The 21083-nt window shown below is 45.5% G+C and carries 11 protein-coding genes and 1 pseudogene; 10 read left to right on the top strand and 2 right to left on the bottom strand.

What is annotated here, in order from left to right; all coding sequences use genetic code 11:
- The first annotated feature begins 311 nt into the window (after positions 1–311).
- The 5 genes from QUA57_RS00485 (at position 312) to QUA57_RS00465 (ending at position 11599) form a co-directional block, all read left to right on the top strand.
- Positions 312–2654, top strand: a complete 2343-nt coding sequence (locus QUA57_RS00485) for an Rne/Rng family ribonuclease (protein WP_333058875.1) — start codon at positions 312–314, stop codon at positions 2652–2654.
- A 1-nt stretch (position 2655) separates the two neighbouring features.
- On the top strand, positions 2656–3339 hold the full coding sequence (locus QUA57_RS00480; protein ID WP_333058874.1) for a ribonuclease HII: 684 nt from the start codon (positions 2656–2658) through the stop codon (positions 3337–3339).
- Between the two features lie 256 nt (positions 3340–3595).
- On the top strand, positions 3596–9073 hold the full coding sequence (locus QUA57_RS00475; protein WP_333058873.1) for an AAA family ATPase: 5478 nt from the start codon (positions 3596–3598) through the stop codon (positions 9071–9073).
- A 364-nt stretch (positions 9074–9437) separates the two neighbouring features.
- Positions 9438–9833 (top strand): response regulator, encoded by a 396-nt coding sequence (locus QUA57_RS00470; RefSeq protein WP_333037237.1) that lies wholly within the window; start codon positions 9438–9440, stop codon positions 9831–9833.
- A complete protein-coding gene (locus QUA57_RS00465) occupies positions 9830–11599 on the top strand; it encodes an adenylate/guanylate cyclase domain-containing protein (protein ID WP_333058872.1) in 1770 nt (589 codons plus the stop codon). The genes QUA57_RS00470 and QUA57_RS00465 overlap by 4 nt, the downstream gene beginning before the upstream one ends.
- Before the next feature lie 257 nt (positions 11600–11856).
- Here the strand turns inward: QUA57_RS00465 and QUA57_RS00460 are convergent, their stop codons facing one another.
- Positions 11857–14850, bottom strand: a complete 2994-nt coding sequence (locus tag QUA57_RS00460; protein WP_333058871.1) for a PAS domain S-box protein — start codon at positions 14848–14850, stop codon at positions 11857–11859.
- Between the two features lie 864 nt (positions 14851–15714).
- On the opposite strand from QUA57_RS00460, the gene trpD reads away from it, so the two are divergent.
- Positions 15715–16830: an anthranilate phosphoribosyltransferase gene (gene trpD / locus QUA57_RS00455; protein WP_333058870.1), complete on the top strand. Its 1116-nt coding sequence runs from the start codon at positions 15715–15717 to the stop codon at positions 16828–16830.
- A 182-nt stretch (positions 16831–17012) separates the two neighbouring features.
- Here trpD and QUA57_RS00450 read toward each other — a convergent pair whose 3' ends face one another.
- On the bottom strand, positions 17013–17657 hold the full coding sequence (locus tag QUA57_RS00450; RefSeq protein ID WP_333058868.1) for a retropepsin-like aspartic protease: 645 nt from the start codon (positions 17655–17657) through the stop codon (positions 17013–17015).
- A gap of 303 nt (positions 17658–17960) precedes the next feature.
- Between QUA57_RS00450 and carA the strand changes: the two genes are divergently transcribed.
- From carA to QUA57_RS00430, 4 genes and pseudogenes are all read left to right on the top strand, one after another.
- Positions 17961–19118, top strand: a complete 1158-nt coding sequence (gene carA, locus QUA57_RS00445; protein WP_333058866.1) for a glutamine-hydrolyzing carbamoyl-phosphate synthase small subunit — start codon at positions 17961–17963, stop codon at positions 19116–19118.
- A 167-nt stretch (positions 19119–19285) separates the two neighbouring features.
- Positions 19286–19642: an STAS domain-containing protein gene (locus tag QUA57_RS00440; protein WP_015176627.1), complete on the top strand. Its 357-nt coding sequence runs from the start codon at positions 19286–19288 to the stop codon at positions 19640–19642.
- Positions 19643–20025: 383 nt separating this feature from the next.
- Positions 20026–20472 (top strand): ribonuclease III domain-containing protein, encoded by a 447-nt coding sequence (locus QUA57_RS00435; RefSeq protein WP_333058865.1) that lies wholly within the window; start codon positions 20026–20028, stop codon positions 20470–20472.
- A gap of 263 nt (positions 20473–20735) precedes the next feature.
- Positions 20736–21083, top strand: a pseudogene (locus QUA57_RS00430) (23S rRNA (guanosine(2251)-2'-O)-methyltransferase RlmB); the annotation flags it as partial.

Genomic DNA, 21083 nt, shown 5'->3' with positions numbered 1-21083 from the left:
ATTGATTTCGCAATTCTCAACTCAAATCTCAATAGTGCTAACTCGATAAAAGCCTCCTTATTTCAATCTCTCAGATTTATCTGCTGAGCATAACTCATAACTCTGTAAGGGCGGGTTTAACTACTTTATCTGTAACAGTTAACAGTGAACAGTCAACAGTTAACAGTGAACGGTCAACAGTTAAATTTTCTTCCACCCTGCACCAACTCACAGCTCATAACTCTTCAAGCTACTACTAATTACAGTCAAAGTCAGAAACACTTTTGTGCGTAAGTGTCTCTAACTTGCTGCCAGTTTTTTGAGGAAATTGAATGACCAAGCAGATAGTTATAGCAGAGCAGCATCGTATTGCTGCCGTCTTTTCAGAAGATCAAATCCAAGAACTTGTGGTAGCCACAGGCAGCCATCAAGTCAGTGACATTTACTTGGGAATTGTTGAAAATGTACTCCCTGGGATAGATGCGGCGTTCGTCAATATTGGCGATCCAGAACGTAACGGGTTTATGCACGTCACAGACCTCGGCCCGCTGCGCCTTAAACGCTCGGCAGGAGCAATTACAGAACTCCTGACCCCCCAGCAGAAAGTGGTGGTACAGGTAATGAAAGAACCGACGGGCAGCAAAGGCCCCCGGCTAACAGGCAACATTACCCTGCCGGGCCGCTATTTGGTACTGATGCCCTACGGCAGGGGAGTCAATCTCTCGCGGCGGATCAAGTCGGAAGCCGAGCGCAACCGCCTCAGAGCCCTGGCTATTTTGGTGAAACCGGCCGGGATGGGGCTGCTGGTACGCACCGAGGCTGAAGGGATGACCGAAGAAGCGATCATGGAAGATTTGGAAGTCCTCCAAAAACAATGGGAAGCCGTTCAACTCGAAGGCGGTACTTCGCGGGCGCCGGCACTGCTCAACCGGGATGACGATTTTATCCAGCGGGTGCTGCGAGATATGTTCAGCGGTGACGTGAATCGGATTGTGGTGGACTCGCAAAATGGAATTAAGCGGGTGAAGCAGCAGTTGATGAGCTGGAACGGCGGTAAACTTCCTGCGGGAGTTTTGATCGACCACCACCGAGAGCGCGCCTCGATTTTAGAATTTTTCCGGGTTAACGCTGCGATTCGAGAAGCCCTCAGACCAAGGGTTGATTTGCCTTCGGGTGGTTATGTGATTATCGAGCCGACTGAGGCGCTGACGGTGATCGATGTCAACTCTGGCTCGTTTACTCGATCGGCGACGGCTCGCGAAACTGTACTCTGGACAAATTGCGAAGCAGCAACGGAAATTGCTAGACAACTGCGGTTACGCAATATTGCCGGGGTGATTATTGTTGACTTTATTGACATGGAATCCCGCCGCGATCAGTTGCAGGTGCTGGAACATTTCAATAAAGCTCTCAAAGCTGACAAAGCTCGGCCGCAAATCGCTCAACTGTCGGAATTGGGGCTGGTAGAACTGACCCGCAAGCGCCAAGGTCAAAATATTTACGAGTTGTTCGGCCACAGTTGTCCTACTTGCAGCGGCTTGGGTCATCTGGTGCACTTGCCCGGGGAAGAAGACTTCGCCGCAGCGGTGCGGGAATCGGGCGATCGCACCGTTGCTACGTCGAACCGCGTTTTGTTGAATTTGCCCGAAGGATTGGAACGCCGCAGCTTGACGCCTGTGGTGGCTGCAACTCCTGCACCGGTGCGGGAAGAACGCCCCCCCGAACCTGCTCGGGCTGCTTGGGAACCTCAGAGTCAGAGCGAAAGTTTGGATTTTGAGACTGGCAGCAATGCCTCGCCTTTGGACTTGCTCAACCATCCCAGCTATCAGGATTTGGGGAACGGAACTAGACGCCGCCGCCGCCGCCGGATTGGCGAAGAGCCTTTTGCTCTGCCGGCGGAGGAGGAACCGGTACGCAGCAAGTTGCGGCTGCCGAATACTCAGAGCGCGCCCGTCGCGGATACGCGCTCTGAGTATCTAGCACCCCCCGGCATCCGGGCGGCTTCGGAGGGCTTCGGGCTGGTGAATATGGCCACTGTGGGCAGGCGCGAGGATTTCGATCGCGTGCGTCCGGCTAAGTCTGAGTTGATGAAGCCGATGGTGGAGCCTCCAGAGGTGATTTCGGTGGAAATGACGGCGGAGGAGCAGGATGTTTATGCACTGATGGGGGTTTCTCCTTTGGTGCTTACTGATCGCAGCGTGAAAAATCCTAAGAATGCGATCGTTTCGGTGACTCTCCCCGGAGCGGCCCCGAACAAGCCGCCTTTCGAGCAACTCGAATTTGAATTTGAACCGACGGCGCCTGCACAGAATGCTGAGGAACGGGATTATTATCCAGAAAGGTCGGTAGTTGAGCCTGTTTTTTCTGAGGATGATGAGGCCCAAATTTACGGCGAGAGTTCGATCGACCAAACTGATGGTTTTGATCGAATGGAGGAACCCAGCGATGTGATGGGCGAATCCTATGAGCCGATCGAATCCTATGAGCCGATCGAATCCTATGAGCCGATCGAATCCTATGAGCCGATCGAATCCTATGAACCGATCGAATCCTATGAGCCGATCGAATCCTATGAACCGATCGAACCCAGCGAACCCAGCGAACCCAGCGAACCCGAGGAGCCTGCTATCAACCGTCGCCGCCGCCGCCGCTCGTCAGCCGTTGTGGATGAGTGATATGAAGTCAGAGGGAAGAAGGAAGAAGTCAGAGGGAAGAGGGAAGAAGGAAGAAGTAGAAATTTTTACTCTCTTCCCATCTTTCCATCTTCCCCTTTCCCCCTCTCCCTCGAACGCTCTAGTAATTGCGGGTGTGGATGAAGTCGGACGAGGGGCTTTGTTCGGGCCGGTGGTGGCTGCTGCCTGCATTTTGCCCGACGAAGTTCTCGATGAATTAGCAAGTTGCGGGGTGCGCGACAGCAAGCAGTTGAGTGCCGCAGCCCGGAGTCGCTTAGCTATGAAAATCCGGGCTGTGGCGGTTGATTGTCAAGTTGGTGCGGCTTCGGTGCAGGAGATTGATCGCCTCAATATTTTGCAAGCTTCTTTGTTGGCGATGAAACGGGCGATTTTGAAGTTGAAGGTGAGGCCGGATTTGTGTTTGGTTGATGGGAATCAAAGGATTCCCAATTTGGCTATCGAGCAAGAGACGATGATCAAGGGTGATGCGCGATCGATTCAGATTGCTGCTGCTAGTATTGTGGCGAAAGTTTGGCGCGATGAATTAATAGTACGTTTGGCTGTTAAGTATCCTGAATATGACTTGACAAATAACAAGGGATACGGTACTGCTAAACATAAATTGGCTTTGGAACGCTGCGGGCGATCGGCTTTTCACCGAGTGTCATTTAGTCCTTGTCAAAGATAGCTAGTTCTAGTCAATAATACAAGTCCGGTTAAACTGAGATGTTGCACCATTCCCGCTTAAAAGGCTTTTCGGCCTGTTCCACAAAGAGTGAATTTTGTGGTGGGGTGGGCTAGAAGCCCACCCATACAAGGCTTATTGAGAATGGTGCAACATCTCAGGTTAAGTAGAAATAATTCCACTCAAAAAAAGCGACTGTTCAAAAAGGTGCAGATTACCATATTTTACATAAAAATTAACATTCTAAAAATTACCCAAAATGTTAAAAATTGAAGGATACGAGATTCTCGATCGAATTTACGAAAGCCCAAATTCGACGGTTTATCGAGCCATTCGCGAACAGGACAATCAACCTGTTATCTTCAAAATGCTCGCTCAAGATTATCCCGATCCTGCTGAACTTACCCGCTACAAGCAGGAATACGAAATTACTTGCAATCTCAACAATATCGAAGGATTTGTCAAAGTTTATAGCCTACAAGAGTATCAAAGAACTCTAGTCATTATCTTTGAAGATTTTGGCGGCACTTCTTTAAAAATTTTGAATGATAACCCTACCGAAACGCAAAATATTTCATCTTTACAGCACTTCCTCCGCATCGCTATTCAAACAGCAGAGATTTTGGCTCGAATTCATGCTGCCCAAATTATCCACAAAGACATTAACCCCGCCAATATCCTGCTCAACCCAGAAAACGGGCAAGTCAAAATTATCGATTTTGGCATTGCTACTGTCTTCACCCGCGAAAATCCTACCCTAAAAAACCCCAATGTTTTAGAAGGTACATTAGCCTATATTTCTCCAGAACAAACTGGAAGGATGAACCGTTCTCTTGATTATCGAACCGACTTTTACTCTTTGGGCGTTACATTCTACGAACTCCTCACCGGACAACTTCCATTTGCCGCTGACGATGCTTTGGAGTTGTTACATTGCCACATCGCCAAACAACCAGTACCGCCGCATCAGGTGAATCCAGAAATTCCCCCAATTATTTCTGATATCACACTCAAACTGATGGCCAAAACAGCAGAAGAACGATATCAAAGTGCCTGCGGAATCAAATCAGATTTAGAAGAATGCTTGAACCAGTTACAGACAAATGGCAAAATTGAATCATTCGCCCTCTGTCGTCAAGATATTTGCGACAAGTTCCAAATCCCCCAAAAACTTTACGGACGCGACGCAGAAGTTGCAGATTTACTAGCAGCCTTCTCTCGGATTAGCAAAACCGAAAATAACCAGCAATCCCGTAAAGAATTAATGCTGGTTGCTGGTTATTCTGGAATAGGCAAGTCAGCACTGGTATCCGAAGTTTATAAACCAATAACTAAGGCGAGAGGCTATTTTATAGCTGGAAAATTCGATCAATTTCAGCGCAACATTCCTTACTCTGCTATTGTCAGCGCTTTTAAGGGATTAGTGCGACAACTGTTAACCGAAAGCGAAGAACAGCTTAATCAATGGCGAGAAAAATTATTAAATGCTTTTGGTGTTAACGGTCAAATTATTATTGATGTAATTCCCGAAGTTGAATTGATTGTAGGCAAACAGCCGGCCTTGTCTGCATTAGGTGCAAATGAATCGCAAAATCGCTTTAATCTTATCTTCGGTAATTTCATTCGCGTATTTTGTTCAGAAAAGCATCCTTTAGTCATTTTTCTGGACGATTTGCAATGGGCAGATTCTGCCACCCTCAAATTAATCCAACTGATGATGGTGGATGCAGATACCCAATATCTATTTTTGATTGGAGCTTATCGAGACAACGAAGTCAATTCTACTCATCCCTTGATGGTGACTTTGGAAGATATCCGCTCTGAGGGAGCCACTGTTAACCAGATTACCTTAGTACCTTTAGCCCAACCACATATCACTGAATTGATTGCAGATACGTTGCAGTGTGAGCGTTATGCTGTCAGAGATTTAGCAGGATTAATTCTCAAAAAAACCAGCGGCAATCCTTTCTTTATTACGGAATTATTGAAAAACTTATATACTGAAAATCTGCTAAATTTCGATTTTAAGGAGCGCACTTGGCAGTGGAATATTGTTCAGATTGAGGCGAGAGCAATTACTGACAATGTGGTAGAATTAATGGTTGGCAAACTCAATAAATTGCCCTCCAAGACTCAACAGGTATTGCGTTTTGCAGCTTGTATAGGTGCAGAGTTTGACTTAAACACTCTATCAATTATTTGCGATCGCTCCCCCGCTGAAATTTTCTATGCGCTGAAAAAAGCCATTCATTCTGAGTTAATTTTTACTATCTCAGAATTAGATAGTCAACTTTTAATTCAACACTATAAGTTTGGGCATGATCGCATCCAACAAGCAACTTATTCTTTGATTGACGAATCTGAAAAACAAGCCATTCATTTACAAATTGGTCGCCTGTTGCTAAAGAACAGTTCGCCCGAAACACGATCAAAAAAAATATTTGAAATTGTCGATCATCTGAATATGGGGGTAGGGTTAAGCAGGGCCGTACAGCCCCTACTAACCCATCAACAAGAGCGAAACGAAATTGCCAAACTTAATTTGATAGCGGGCCAGAAAGCCAAAGCAGCGACGGCTTACAGTGCTGCGGTTGAATATTTGAAGACAGGATTAAGCCTCTTAACCGAAGAAAGTTGGCAAACGCAGTATGAATTAACCCTAAATCTCTATCAAGAAATGGTAGAGGCTAAATATTTAAACACCAACTTTGAGGGTGCAGAAAAATTAGCTGAAGTTATCTTGGAACGAGCAATAAATCACCTAGACAGGGTAAAAGCTTACGAACTAAAAGTGCTAATTTATACCGCTCAAAATCAGCCACTTAAAGCAATAGAAACTGGTTTAGAAGCATTAAAATTACTAGAAATTTCTCTCTCTACAGGAGAAGATAGTAACGTAGAGCTGCCAGCACTTATGGGCTTAGAAAGCTTCCCGGAAATGACTGACGCTGCTCAACTCGCAGCCATGCGAATTTTGATGTCTATTTGTCCGTCCGCTTTATTTGCGAAACCCGGAGTTTTAGTGTTAATTATTTTGACAATGGTTAACCTGACAATTCAAAAAGGTTATTCAGCTTTGGCTGCTTATGCTTATGCTGCGTATGCTGTTATCTGTTCGGGAAAAGGCAACATAGAAACTGGATATCACGCCGGAGAATTGGCACTAAAGTTAGTAAATATATATCATGCTATAGAGCTAAAAGCCAAAATCTATAACTTATTCTGTTCTTTAGTTAAACACTGGAAAGCTCCCGCAAAAAGCAGTCTTTCTCTGCTACTAGAGGGAAATAAAAGCGGACTTGAAACAGGAGATAATGAGTACGCAGGTTATTGTATTAAAGCTTATTGTGTCACCCTGTTTTTGACTGGAGAAGGACTAGAATCTGTTGCATCAAAAATGCACCAATCCTGCGAACAATTATGGAAGCTCAAACAGGAATATACTCTTTACCAGACTAATATCTGGCGGCAAGTTACTTTAAATCTTTTGGAAACAACAGCCCCCCCATCTCGCTTGCTGGGCGAAAGCTTTAACGAGGAGGAAATACTTCCCCGTTTGCTAGCCACGAAGAACCGCACGCTGCTTAGTCTTGTTTACGTAGCAAAACTAAATCTCGCTTATTTATTCAAAAACTATGCCGATGCCGTGAAGAATGCGATCGCAGCTGCAGAATACATAGATTCTCTCATGGGATTTATGTATGTTGCTATCCATAACTTCTACTATTCTCTTGCCCTGCTCGCTCAGTATTCTCCCGAGCTCATGGAAAATTTGGAGGGAGTCGAATCAAACCAAAAGCAAATGAAGCAATGGGCCGAGCTTGCCCCGTTCAATTTCCAGCATAAATACGACCTAGTACAAGCAGAAAAAGCGCGAGTATTAGGAGATAATTGGCAAGCAGCAAAACTTTACGAGCGAGCGATTCAAGGAGCAAGAGACAACGGATATATTCAAGATGAAGCTTTAGCCTATGAGTTAGCAGCGGAATTTTATCTAGTAAGCGGTATGGAGGAGATTGCCCAAACCTATCTCAAAGGAGCACACTACGGCTATACTCGCTGGCAAGCTAAGGCAAAAGTTGAGGATTTAGAAGCAAGATATCCACAATTACAGGCAAAATCAGGGGCGATTTTTGGTAAAAATACAGGCCCTATCGTCCCCAATGCTCACACTACCACAGGAGCGAGTACAGCTTTAGATTTAGCGACAGTTATCAAAGCTTCCCAAGCCATTGCTGGTGAAATTGTGCTAGAGCAATTACTCCGAAAATTGATGACAATTATGATGGAGAATGCTGGCGCACAGGTGGGATACTTGTTGTTGGAATCTCAGGGTAAACTACTGATTGAAGCATCCGGTGCAGTTGATTCTGATACCATCAATTTGTTGCAGTCCATCCCATCTGAAAGCAGTCAGTTACTGTCCTTATCAGTGATTAATTATGTAAGCCGCACTCACAAAGATGTTGTTTTAAATGATTCTAGTCGGGAAGGCAGATTTACGAATGACACTTATATAAAAGCTCATAAAACTAAATCTCTTCTCTGCGTTCCTCTGCTCAAACAGAATCAGCTTATTTCAATAATTTACTTAGAAAATAACCTAGTAACAGGTGCATTTACTCCCGACAGAGTATCTCTGTTAAAAGTCTTGTGTTCGCAAGCTGCCATCTCAATCGAAAATGCCCAACTCTATGCCAACCTAGAAGCAAAAGTAGAAGAACGCACTCAAGAATTATCACAAGCTTTAAGCAATCTCGAAGCCACCCAAGAAGGATTGATTCAATCAGAAAAAATGGCAGCTTTAGGACAACTTGTGGCCGGAGTTGCTCACGAAGTTAACACTCCCCTGGGCGCGATTCGCTCGTCGGCAGGAAATGTTTCTAAGTTCTTAAATCAAACTTTAGAACAATTGCCCACACTTTTTCAATCTCTCTCCCCAGAAGAAGCACAGAATTTGTTGAGTTTACTGCAGCGTTCCCTGCAACAAGAAGCCAGCTTATCAACCAAAGAAGAACGCAAGTTGAAGAGAGCTTTGAGAAGCCAACTGGAAGAATTAGGAATTGAAAGTGCCGATACCATAGCCGATCGCCTAGTGATCATGGGCGTTTATAATGAAATTGATACCTTTGTCTCTTTGTTGCAAAGATCAGATAATTTACATCTCCTAGAAATCGCCTACAAACTTTCAGAATTAAAAAGAGGCATTGCTACTATCAACACAGCCACAGATAGAGCATCAAAAGTAGTTTTTGCCTTAAAAAATTATGCCCGCTACGAACAGTCGGGCGAAAAAACAGCAGCCAGTCTTAAAGAAGGTATTGAAACAATCTTAACCCTGTATCAAAATCTACTCAAACAGGGAGTTGAGGTCATCAAAAACTATGCCGATATCCCGCCGATCCTTTGCTATCCCGATGAACTAAATCAAGTTTGGACTAATTTAATTCACAATGCTTTGCAAGCAATGGATTATCGAGGCACGTTAACAATTGAGTTAACGGCTCAAGATGACCAGGCTAAGATTAGCATTAGCGACAGCGGCAAAGGGATACCTGAAGAGATAAAAGGGAAAATATTTGACCCGTTTTTTACTACTAAGCCCGCAGGAGAAGGTAGCGGATTGGGACTAGATATTGTGAAGAAGATTGTTGACAAGCATCAGGGAAAAATAGAAGTGGAATCAATTCCGGGCAAAACTACATTTAATGTTTTCCTGCCAATGATCACTGTATAAGCAACTCAAGGATCTCGCAAACGATATAAGGTACTAAATAGGTCTGATTTTGCTTGGTTCCGCCTAAGCTGCCATCTACCCCATTGGGAGTATTTCAAAAGTTAAAGCGTTTTGAGACCCCTAACTCCGATTCAACAGGAAACGGATGTAAAACAGCAGTACGATGCGTTATGCTCAGCTAAGGTGCTACGCATATAAGTTTCTTGGTTTCGGCGACTGGGGAGAGGGGAGAGGATTTGGCGAGCCGTTGGCTTGTGACATCTTAAGATAAGATGGAGTCTACTAATACACTTTACTACTTTTACTACTTTGGCTACTTGTGCTACTTTGGCTACTAATAACAATTAAAAAGGAGAAAAAATAGATGTCTAAACCAGTTATTTTGTGCGTTGACGATGAGAAAATAATATTAGACAGTCTCAGGACGCAGCTAGCAGCAGAATTTGGGAATGCGTACACCTACGAAGGAGCCGAAGATGCTGAGGAGGCGTTAGAGGTGATTAGCGAACTTTATGATGACAAAATTAGCCTTGTTCTGATTATTTGTGATTGGTTAATGCCCGGCATTAGGGGAGATGAGTTGCTGATTCGCATTCACCAAAACTACCCAAATGTTATTAAAATTATGCTGACTGGTCAAGCGGATGAAGTAGCCATTGACAGAGTACAAAAACAGGCTAACCTTCATGGTTGCTTATCTAAACCTTGGTTGGAATCCGATTTGCTAGAAACTATTAAATCTGGTTTATCTAAACTATGAGCCAACAGGTAATTATCTGTGTTGATGATGAAAAAACTGTACTCAGGAGTCTCAAAGCAGAACTGCAAGAGGCTGTGGGCAATGATTATATAATCGAAATTTCTGAAGGTGGGCAAGAGGCATTAGAGCTAATTGAAGAATTGCTAGAGGAGGGGGATGAAATTCCTTTAATTATTTCCGACCACATTATGCCTGATATGAAGGGAGATGAGCTGTTAAAACAGGCTCATATAATTTCGCCTAAAACTATAAAAATTATGCTGACAGGACAAGCAGATATTGGGGCGATCGCCAATGCTATCAACTCTGCAAACTTATATCGTTATATTACCAAACCTTGGCAACCGGAAGACTTAAAATTGACCGTTAGAGAAGCGCTAAATAGTTATCTTCAAGATAAACAACTGGCACAACAAAATGCCCAACTCCAGCAAATAAATCAGGAGTTGGCCGAGTTAAACAGCCAGCAAACCGTACTCATTGCTAAACTACACGAAAATGAAAATCGGTTGACACAGTTTTTGGAAGCAATGCCGATTGGTGTGGGTGTGCTGAACGCGGACGGCCAACCTTACTACATCAATCGGAAAGCAAAAGAGATATTTGGTAAAGGAGTTGTGCCGGATACCAGTTCCCAGCAATTGTCAGAGGTTTATCAACTCTATCAAGCAGGGACGAATCAAAAGTATCCTACGGAGAATTTGCCCAGCGTACGCGCGTTGAATGGGGAAAGTGCTACGGCTGACGATGCAGAAGTTCATCAAGGTGACAAGATTATTCCCCTAGAAATCTTCGCTACTCCCATCTACGATCAACAAGGAAATATTGTTTATGCTATCAACACTCTTCAAGATATCACGGAACGCAAAGAAGCTGAGGCAGAACGCAAAAAGTTTATTGAGGATCTCTTTGAGGTCAATTGCAATTTGGAACTTTCACTGGATGCAGAATTAGAAATTGCGGAGGCGACAAGTCGCTTTGTACCCAAGGAGTTGTTAGCTTTTTTGGGATGTGACAGTATTGTTGATATTAAATTGGGAGAAGCGGTGGAGTTGGAAATGTCAGTTTTGTTTTCTGACATCCGCGATTTCACTACTCTTTCGGAACAGATGACACCTGAAGAAAATTTTAAATTTATCAATTCTTATCTGAGTCGAATGGAACCGCTGATTGTGGAAAATAAAGGGTTTATTGATAAATATATTGGTGATGCAATTATGGCTTTGTTTAGCGAGGGGGCGGATGATGCTTTGAAAGCGGGAATTGCCATGCTGCATACTCTTGCGGAATACAATCGAGATCGCGCTTCTGTGGGCGATGTGCCAGTGGAGATTGGGGTGGGAATCAATACTGGTTCTTTGATTCTGGGTATAGTAGGCGGAAAAAGCCGCATGGACGGTACTGTGATTAGCGATGCGGTTAATTTGGCTTCTCGGATTGAAAGTTTGACGAAAAATTATGGGGTGTCGCTGTTAATTACTCAGCAGACTTTCGGTCGCTTGAGGAATCCGGGTGATTATGCAATTCGGGTAATTGATAAAGTTCAGGTTAAGGGTAAGTCTGAATGGGTGACTGTTTATGAAGTTTTTGATGCTGATTTGCCGGAAGTTAAAGCGGGGAAGTTAGCGACTCTGCAACTATTTACTCAGGCTTTGTCTTTGTACAATATGAAGAATTTTAGGGAAGCTGGGGGACTTTTTGCGGATTGTTTGGGGCAAAATCCGGGAGATAATGTGGCTCGAATTTATTGGGAAAGGTGTAATTAAGGAAGAAGGAAGTTCGGCAATGGATTCGCTTTCTTCGGATGTAACGGATGTAACGGATGGAAGTCGGAAGAAGGAAGAAATAAGAAAAGCCAGGGTTTTAGCAATACAGAACTTATGCAAAATTTCTATATGTATAATTCTATAGAATTCAATGCACACTGCATCTTACCACTTTAGTCCGAGCGAGTTTTATGAGGACTAAAGTCCTCACTAGAAACCGCGACTCGTTATCCCGATGCGATCGCCCCGATCGCACTTTAGGATTGTTTGATAGGCTGTTCGATCGGCAATTCTATGATAAACTCGGCCCCGTGGCCGAGTGCAGACACGCAGCTAAGTTTGCCACCGTGTTCTTGGACAACTTTGTAGGAAATTGACAAACCTAAACCGGTGCCTTTGTCGGCGGGTTTGGTGGTAAAAAAAGCCTCGAATAACTGCTGGGAAACTTCTTCTGGCATACCGGGGCCGTTGTCAGAAATCCTAATTACAGCATTGGAGTTTTGGACTTCTGTCCTAATTTTAATTTTGCTGCGGTTAGCTTTGACTTCGGCAACTGAACGCCCTTCGTTGTATTCCTCGATCGCGTCGATCGCATTTCCGATCAAATTCATAAATACCTGATTGATTTTCCCAGCATAACACTCAACCAAAGGCAAATTTCCATAGTCCTTAATTACCGCAATTTCGGGATAGTTACCTCTGGCTTTCAGGCGACTTTGCAGAATCAGCAACGTTCCTTCAATCCCTTCGTGCAGGTTAACTTTGCTCATTTGAGAATCATCTTTGCGGGAGAAATTTCTGAGCGATCGCACGATTTCCCGAATGCGATCGGCCCCAACCTGCATCGAAGACATCGCTTTGGGCAAATCTTCTAGCAGAAACTCTAATTCGATATCCTTAATTTTATTTTGAATTGCTGCCGACGGCTGCGGGCACTGCTTCTGGTACATATCGAGCAAATTAAGCAAATCTTCCGTGTAGTGGCCGACGTGGACGAGATTGCCGCAGACGCTACTAACAGGATTGTTAATTTCGTGAGCGACCCCAGCTACCATTTGACCGAGAGTAGACATTTTCTCAGTGTGAATCAATTGAGCTTGAGTTTGCTGCAATTCGTGCAAAGTATTTTCGAGTTGAAGTTTTTGTTGGGTTAACTCTGTTTGCGATCGCCGCAAAGCTTCTTCACTGCGTTTCTGCTCGGAAATATCAGTAATTAACCCTTCCAAAGCTATCAATTCTCCCGAGTCGGAAAACACTCCCAAACCTTGCTCCCAAACCCATTTTAATTCGCCATTTTTAGCAGTAATTCGGTAATTTAGCTGATAGGGTCGATTTTCTTGCAAAGCAACTTGCACGGCATTCCACAAATTATCGCGATCGTCCGGGTGAGTCAATTCCGATATAGAAATTTCCCTAGTGCCAATAAATTCTTCAGGAGAATAGCCGGCTAACTGATAGCAACCTTCGCTGACAAACTCCATACTGCGATCGGCATCGTTGCGAAAACGGTAGGCCATCCCCGGCAAATTGCTCATCAGCGTCGCCAAGGCCCGCTGACTTTCCCGTAGGGCTTCTTCGGCGTGTTTGCGATCGGTAATATCCGTCATCACCGCCAGCATACAGAGTTCGCCGTCCAAATTAATCAATTCCGCTGAGAGCAAACACACCACCACCGATCCCGACTTCATCCGAAACTCGCACTCCTGATTGCGAACAACGCCTTGTTCGTGCAAACTTCGCCTAAAATTAAGTCGGTCTTCAGGTCTTACCCAAATATTTAACCCCGGTACTGTATTCCAGAGCGTTTCTTCTAAATCGTAACCAGTCATCGACAAAAAACTATCATTAACTTCAATAAAACGACCCTCAGCAAAAGTAGTAATAATCATCGGATCAGGACTCGACCGAAAAGCCTTAGAAAACTTTTCTTCCGACAACTTCAACTTTTTAATAGCCTCTTCCAACTGACTTGTCCGCTCTTTAACCCGGCATTCCAATACCTCATTAGCCTGCTTCAGGGCTTCCTCAGCCTGCACCCGATAAGTGATATCGCGCACCACGCCTTGCAACCCTATTTTGCCGCCGATATCCATAGAAGTTAGCAGCACTTCCGCTGGAAATTCAGAACCATCCAAACGGCAGTGCCTCCAGTCAAAACGGCAATTTCCCGATCGCATAGCCGTATTAATTCGCTCTTGATAAAGACTCATAGAATCTTGCCCGTCCGGTTGCAATGGCGAGCTGAACTCCGAAGGATGCTTGCCACAAAACTCCGACTCAGTGCTGCATCCAAATAACTTTAAAGTAGCCGAATTGCAATCCAAAAAACCCTCTTCGTCTAGCAGCATTACCGCATCAGTCGTCGATTCGTACAAAGTGCGAAACTTTTTTTCCGACGCCTGCAAAGAAGCAATCAACTGCATCTTTTCCTCAGCCGCCCGCTTTTGCTCAGTAATATCCTGCATTACTTGAGAAAATCCCTGCAACTTTCCCCTTTCATCGCGCAAAGGAGTAACAATAATATTCGCCCAAAATCGCGATCCGTCTTTGCGAAGCCGCCAGCCTTGATTTTCGTATCGACCTTCTGCCACCGCCTGGATTAATTTTTGTTGGGGCTTGCCAATTTCAAGATCTTCTTTCGTGAAAAAACACTCCGAATTATTGCCGACTATTTCATGAGCTCTGTATCCAAAAATGCGTTCTGCACCAGAATTCCAGCTAGCTACATACCCATCAGTATCTAACATGAATATAGCGTAATCCTTAACGCCTTCAATTATTAAGCGCAGGCGTTCTTCGCTTTCTCGAAGTGCAGATTCTGCTTGCTTGCGCTGGGTGATATCTTCTACAAAACCTTCGTAGTAGAGCAATTTACCTGCTTCATCGCAGACAGCCCGCGCATTCTCAGCGATCCAAATTATTGTTCCGTCCCGCCGATAAATCTGCGACTCAAAATCCGATACGATGCCCTGTGCTTGCAAAGCAGAAACAAACTGATCGCGGCGATCGGGGTTGACGTAAAGCTGATCGCTGATATCAGTCAGAGAACCCATCAATTCTTCGGCGGAATTATATCCGTAGATGCGAGCCAAAGCTGGGTTAGCGCTGATGTAGCGACCGGATTGGGTTGTTTGAAAAATACCCGACACAGCATTTTCAAACATACTATAATATTTTGCTTCCATTTGGTGCAGTGCCTCCGCGACATTCAGGCATTCTATCGCTTTATTTCCTAGTTTTTGATTTCCCACTTGTGAATACCCTGCTCTTGTGTGTCAGTTTAATATTTTTGATCGACCGCCTGTTAAATTTGAGCCCTTATTTAGGCTAAAAGATGGTGTGTCGCAGCCGGAGACGAGTGTGTTTATTCATCTGTCCTACTGGACTGTTAGTTATTAGTGATTGTTGCGGAAAGTTTAGCTAATCCGGTATTTATTTGATGCTTGGCTGGCTGTCACGATCGCATTGGCACATCGCTCTGCCTGCGGTGCAGGTGTTCGAGCAAAACCCGCTCCTTGAAATCTCCCTGAATAGATTAGCAGTTGAATACCCTGAAATAAGTTAGTAGCAAGGATGTTGTTACAATAAAAGGCAGCGACTTCTACAACCGCAAGAGCCTATTTTTAGGATTGGGGTGAGAGTATCATCGACTCTTACCCGAAGCAACTAACCCGCCTGCAAGAGCTAAATGCTCGCTGTCCTTGCTGTCAGTCGATTTGAGATTTTAGATTAAAGTTGACTCCACAGATGAATCTGGGGTTCTCCTAATGTCTAAAATTTTTTGCTCTCCACAACTCCTGTCGGAAACTTTTATCGGTCTTTGGGTGCCCTGAGTGACTGTTAAGTATTATTGCTGATAGATAATACAGCAGACTGCTGGCAGTTGTACGATCTGGGGTTTCTATGTAAAGTTGGCACAACAATAGGGTAATTGTTGTATCAAAAAATTCATATTCTGCTACTGCGGGTGGAAAAATTCTGTAGCGGTGCTGGCATTTAGGCAAAAATATGGGCCCGATCGCGCAAAATGTGGTCGGCAAGTCTGGTAAAATCCCGATCGATTCTCGGTTTGGCCGCAAAGCTCGATCGAGCTAAATTTGACTAAAAACTAATAAATGACAGATTCTCCTCTCCTAGCAACGCCAGAGTTATCCCCAGCTTCAACCCAGACGGCGGATTCTCCTGTGTGGCCAGCCCTCCTGCAACAACTATTAGACAGACAATCTCTCTCACGCGCCCAAGCAGCCGACTTGATGCAGGGATGGCTAGCAGAAGCTATTCCCCCCGTTCTCTCAGGAGCAATTTTAGCGGCCATCCAAGCCAAAGGCATCTCTGCCCCAGAATTGGCAGGAATGGCTCAGGTATTGCATTCTCAGTCGCTTGCAGGCGAATCGGAGAGCGTTTTAAATCCCAAATCCTCAATCTCCAATCTCAAATTAATTGATACTTGCGGCACCGGCGGCGACGGCGCATCCACGTTTAACATTTCCACTGCTGTAGCTTTTGTGGCCGCCGCCGGCAAAGTTCGAGTCGCGAAACACGGAAATCGCTCCGCATCGAGCAAAGTGGGTTCTGCTGACGTGTTGGAAGCACTGGGAGTCAACCTCAACGCCGATGCCGCGAAGGTAAAAGCTGCGGTAGACGAAGTAGGCATTACCTTTTTATTTGCTCCTGGGTGGCATCCCGCACTTAAGGCTGTAGCGTCGCTCCGGCGCACTTTGAAGGTGCGGACTGTTTTTAACCTTTTAGGGCCCCTTGTCAATCCTATGCGCCCTACAGGGCAGGTAATCGGGGTGTTCGATCCTAGTCTGGTCTCCACTATTGCTCAAGCTTTGGGCGAGTTGGGGACTGAGTTAGCTGTAGTCGTTCACGGCAGAGAAAAATTGGACGAGGCGGGGTTGGGTGATGTGACTGATTTGGCGGTTTTGTCAGATGGCAAAGTGGAACTCACTACTTTAGACCCCCAAAAGGTAGGATTGACACCAAGTGCGATCGGCTCGTTAAAAGGCGGAAATGTTGAGGAAAACGCCGAGATTTTGCGGAACGTTTTGCAAGGCAAAGGTACGCCCGCACAAATGGATGTTGTAGCTTTGAATGCGTCTTTGGCTTTTCAGGTGGGAGGTGCAATTCCTATGGGTTCTCACGCAGCAGGAGTTTCTCTGGCTAAGGACATTTTATTGAGCGGCGAATCTTGGTTGAAATTGCAGCAGTTGATTGAGTTTTTGAAATGAAGGAAGAAGGAAGTTCGGCAACGGATTTTGTAACGGATGTAACGGATGTAACGGATGTAACGGATGTAAGGGATGGAAGAAGGATGAAGGAAGAAGGAATTTTTTGTTTTAACTAACCAACAAGAAAAATTATTGAATTTTCAATTTTTCTTTACTTCTTCCCTCGGACTTCTTCGTTTTTCTTAAGAGCGCGATCGAAATTCAATGACATCTTGCTTAATAGTCACATCTTTATTACCAAAAAAGTCGTGACCCAACAGTCCGATATCTAGCGACGGCGAGACTGCGACAACTACATTGTTAACTGCCAGACCCCCAGCTTCAATAGAAGTCAAACGACCGAGGGGAAAAGTAGCCACTCCGTTGGGAGTTTGTGCTTGCACTGTTCCCTGTAGAACAACGCCCAAGGCTTTAGCCATTGCTGGTGTAATTACTGTGCCACTAGCTCCAGAATCTACCATCATCTCGAACTTTTGTTTGCCGTTAAACGTGACTTCTATGACGGGGATATTAGCCTCTCGCCGTTTGATTTTTGCCTGAAACACTCCAGACTTTGCCGCCGCCGAAGTGGTGGGAGTCAATTCTTTGGGGAGAAAACCGCAGACTGATTGGCTGAGGTTGATGGTTCGGCCTGACGAGCTCCGCATGAAGCATCCCTCACTTTCTTGAGCCACTGCTCGCGAGGAGTTGGCAACAGTCCCTACTAAAATTGAACTGCTCAGAGAAATAACCCCTGCTAAAACCAGTAAAGGTTGGCGCAGGTTGTTAGGGCTCAGAAGAGGCTTTTTTGAGTTTGAGAGTAAAGGCAAGGGAGATTTGCTGGGCATAGTTTGATTAAACGCTGTAGCTCGATCGTAACAGCGACAACTGCCTTTTGGTATAGATTTGGTATAGATAGAGAATTTCCGCCCGCCACCTAAGCTGCTGGCAGATAAATTGCTGGCGCGGGGGGAGATGGAAAATTTGCACTTGTTGCAGCTTTTTGATTACCTGTTGCTTCTGCCTCCGGCATAAGTGCCTTGGTTTTGCGAACCATTGCACAAATTCAAATAATATCTGTATATTGCCGACTAGCATCAAATCCCTGGCAGTGGTAAGAATGAAACCAAACGAAAGTAATTAAGGATGCCATGTCACTTTCAACTGCACAACCCGCTCTCCTAGTCCTGGCTGACGGTACTGCTTACCGCGGCTGGTCGTTTGGCGCTGACGCCACCGTCGTTGGCGAGGTAGTATTTAATACGGGAATGACGGGCTACCAAGAAGTATTGACCGATCCCAGCTATTGCGGTCAAATTGTAACTTTTACTTATCCAGAATTGGGCAATACCGGGGTAAATCTCGAAGACGAAGAATCCTCGCGCCCGCAAATTCGAGGTGCGATCGCCCGCAACGTATGCAGCCGCCCCAGCAACTGGCGCTGCTCGCAATCTCTGCAAGACTACCTGAAACAGTACGATATCCCCGGCATTTACGGGATCGACACCCGCGCCCTCACTCGCAAAATTCGCACGGTGGGAGCGATCAACGGCGGCATTTCGACCACGATTCTCGACCAGGCAGAGCTTTTGGAGCTAGTACAAGACGCCCCCAGCATGGACGGGCTGAATCTGGTCCAGGAAGTCACCACTCGCGAGGTTTATGAGTGGTCTGAAGCCACGGACTCGGTTTGGGAGTTCAGTCCTACAGTCAAACCTGCTAATGGCAAAATGTGGACGGTGGTAGCGCTAGACTTTGGGATCAAGCGCAACATCCTGCGGCGTCTGGCGAGTTACGGGTGTCGGGTCATCGTTGTCCCCGCTGACACGTCGCCGGAGGAAATCCTCAAATACAACCCGGACGGCATTTTTCTGTCCAACGGCCCCGGAGATCCGGCGGCGGTCACGGAAGGGATCGCGACTGCGAAAGCTTTGTTAAAGTCGGACAAACCCGTATTCGGCATCTGCATGGGACACCAAATTTTGGGACTTTCCTTGGGTGCAGAAACTTTTAAACTTAAGTTCGGCCATCGGGGATTGAATCATCCAGCGGGTTTAACTGAGCAAGTAGAAATTACTAGCCAAAATCACGGTTTTGCGATCGACCCCGATTCGCTAGCCCCCGAAGTAGAAATTACTCATCTCAATTTGAACGATCGTACCGTAGCCGGATTGAAGCACAAAACCCTGCCACTGTTCTCAGTCCAGTACCACCCGGAAGCCAGTCCGGGCCCGCACGACGCCGACTATTTATTCGATCGATTCGTGCAGTCAATGCGAGACAATCAGAAAGTAGCCAGCAGTAAGTAGTCAGCAGTCAGCAGTCAACAGTCAGCAGTCAACCGCTAATGACTGCTGCCTCAAAAAAACTAAAAACCACTGACCAAAAAAAACTGTAGACAAAAGACCAAAAAACTCCTATAATGAAGCCTCGACTTTAAGCCATATCTAGCTAGGAGGGTGTCATTCCTGAGTCATTGACCCTGACCGTTAGCCTCAGAGGCACTCGCGAAGTCAGGAATAACTGTCAGTTATTTCGCCTGACGGGCCTGCTGGACGCTTTTTCTGAGGCCACTTTTCGGAAGGTAATAAGCAAATGTATTGACGAGGGCCCAAAACACGTAATTTTGGACTTGTCTCAGATAGACTTTGTGGATAGTTCAGGCTTGGGCGCACTTGTGCAACTTGTCAAAAAAGCCCAAACCTTGGAGGGGACATTGCAAATTGTCTCAAATCCCCGCGTAACTCAGACTGTTAAACTGGTTCGCTTAGAGAAATTTTTGTCTTTGCAGCCTTCGGTTGATGAGGCGGTAAAAAACGTCAAGGATGCTTGACGCCAAAGTGAGTTAAATTAGCTATCCGGTTCTCAACGCTGGATAGCAAATTTTTATTTTTTTGCGTGTAAAACAATACCGATTTTTCCAGAAGCTGCGACACGCGCCAGCCGCTATTTCCCCGATGCTTAGAGTTTCGGTGGAGGGGCAGTAAAATATGTGTGGCAAACACGCGGAAAAATGGTATAAAAATTAGAGCATCCCGATTTGGTAAAAAGCCTTTTTTAGGAGTGCGATCGTCGCGCCAAGCTTTGCCTATATATCTCGCTTCGTGATCTGATAGCGAACACTCCTGGGAAAGCTATAATTGCTGAAGTGATCAAAGACGCAATAAGTAAGTGACTAGAAAAACCAAGCTGTGCGGAAGTTTTATTTAAAAAAGTATGTCGCCGATCGCAGATGACGGGCTCAAACTGAGTCTGACGGATATCAGTTTAAATCGAGTGCATCCTGCGAGGGCTACACCAGCAGAAATAGAAAGAATTTCGCCCGCAGCCTGGGCATATTTGGGAGATGCAGTGTACGAACTCTACGTTCGGAGTTCGTACTTAGTCCCACCCAAAAGATTGCAAGCTTATCACGAATTAGTGGTGGGGCAAGTACGAGCCGAAACTCAAGCGCGTCATTTGCGATCGCTCTCTCCTTACTTGAACAGTACAGAATTAGCAATTGTCAAGCGCGGCCGCAATGCTGCAGCGGGCCGTTCTAAACGAGCAGATCCAGAGATATACCAACAAGCCAGCAGCTTAGAAACCTTGGTCGGATATTTGTATCTTACCGATCCCGCAAGATTGACCGAACTTCTGGCACTTTTAGATCTTGAGACTTAAAGGATTTAGCAGTTAAGAGTTGGGCATGGGGAGGGATTAATTAACCATCCTTGCACGGCTAACATAAAACCGCAAAAATGTCGATCGGCAAAACAGGATTTATCAGTTATTAACTAGCAATTTGAACACAGCAAAATCCTTGCTCCCTCGCTAGACAATCTAAAATCTCAAAGCCCCAAGATTGCTCCCTAAATCAAGAATCTCACATCTACAATCTACAATCGATTAGCCTTCAGCCAAAACGTTTTGAGCACAAGAAACCAATGAGAAAATTTACCAAACCCAACTTTTCGCGATCGAATTCCGACAGCAAGCCATTCAAAAGCGAAGGCCGCCGTCAGGACTCACAACCATCCTCTCCCCGCTTTGAACGCAAGCCCCGTCCCGACACTCGCGGAGTAGATGCGCCTCAAAAGCGATCGACCTTCGCCCCGCAATCACGAGAAATGCCCGTGAGAGCAATTTTCAAACGGAGAGTCGATTCAGACGGCCAACCGGACATTCGCAGAAATAATCATTTTAAAGACAGAGACAGCAGCCCGCAGGAATCCCGGGGCAATTATTACCAAGACAGAGACAGAGATAGCAGCCCGCAGCCGGCCCGCAACAAT

Origin of the sequence: Microcoleus sp. Pol7_B2 (assembly GCF_036701035.1) — a bacterium.
GTDB lineage: Bacteria > Cyanobacteriota > Cyanobacteriia > Cyanobacteriales > Microcoleaceae > Microcoleus.
The sequence above is the reverse complement of the archived record's forward strand: the minus strand, read 5'-3'. Positions and strand labels throughout refer to the sequence as shown.

What these genes read in the sequence shown, in the direction of transcription:
- QUA57_RS00485 (WP_333058875.1), top strand. Translation starts at nt 312, where the DNA reads ATGACCAAGCAGATAGTTATAGCAGAGCAGCATCGTATTGCTGCCGTC.
- QUA57_RS00465 (WP_333058872.1), top strand. Translation starts at nt 9,830, where the DNA reads ATGAGCCAACAGGTAATTATCTGTGTTGATGATGAAAAAACTGTACTC.
- carA (WP_333058866.1), top strand. Translation starts at nt 17,961, where the DNA reads ATGTCACTTTCAACTGCACAACCCGCTCTCCTAGTCCTGGCTGACGGT.
- QUA57_RS00480 (WP_333058874.1), top strand. Translation starts at nt 2,656, where the DNA reads ATGAAGTCAGAGGGAAGAAGGAAGAAGTCAGAGGGAAGAGGGAAGAAG.
- QUA57_RS00470 (WP_333037237.1), top strand. Translation starts at nt 9,438, where the DNA reads ATGTCTAAACCAGTTATTTTGTGCGTTGACGATGAGAAAATAATATTA.
- trpD (WP_333058870.1), top strand. Translation starts at nt 15,715, where the DNA reads ATGACAGATTCTCCTCTCCTAGCAACGCCAGAGTTATCCCCAGCTTCA.
- QUA57_RS00450 (WP_333058868.1), bottom strand. Translation starts at nt 17,657, where the DNA reads ATGCCCAGCAAATCTCCCTTGCCTTTACTCTCAAACTCAAAAAAGCCT.
- QUA57_RS00475 (WP_333058873.1), top strand. Translation starts at nt 3,596, where the DNA reads ATGTTAAAAATTGAAGGATACGAGATTCTCGATCGAATTTACGAAAGC.
- QUA57_RS00435 (WP_333058865.1), top strand. Translation starts at nt 20,026, where the DNA reads ATGTCGCCGATCGCAGATGACGGGCTCAAACTGAGTCTGACGGATATC.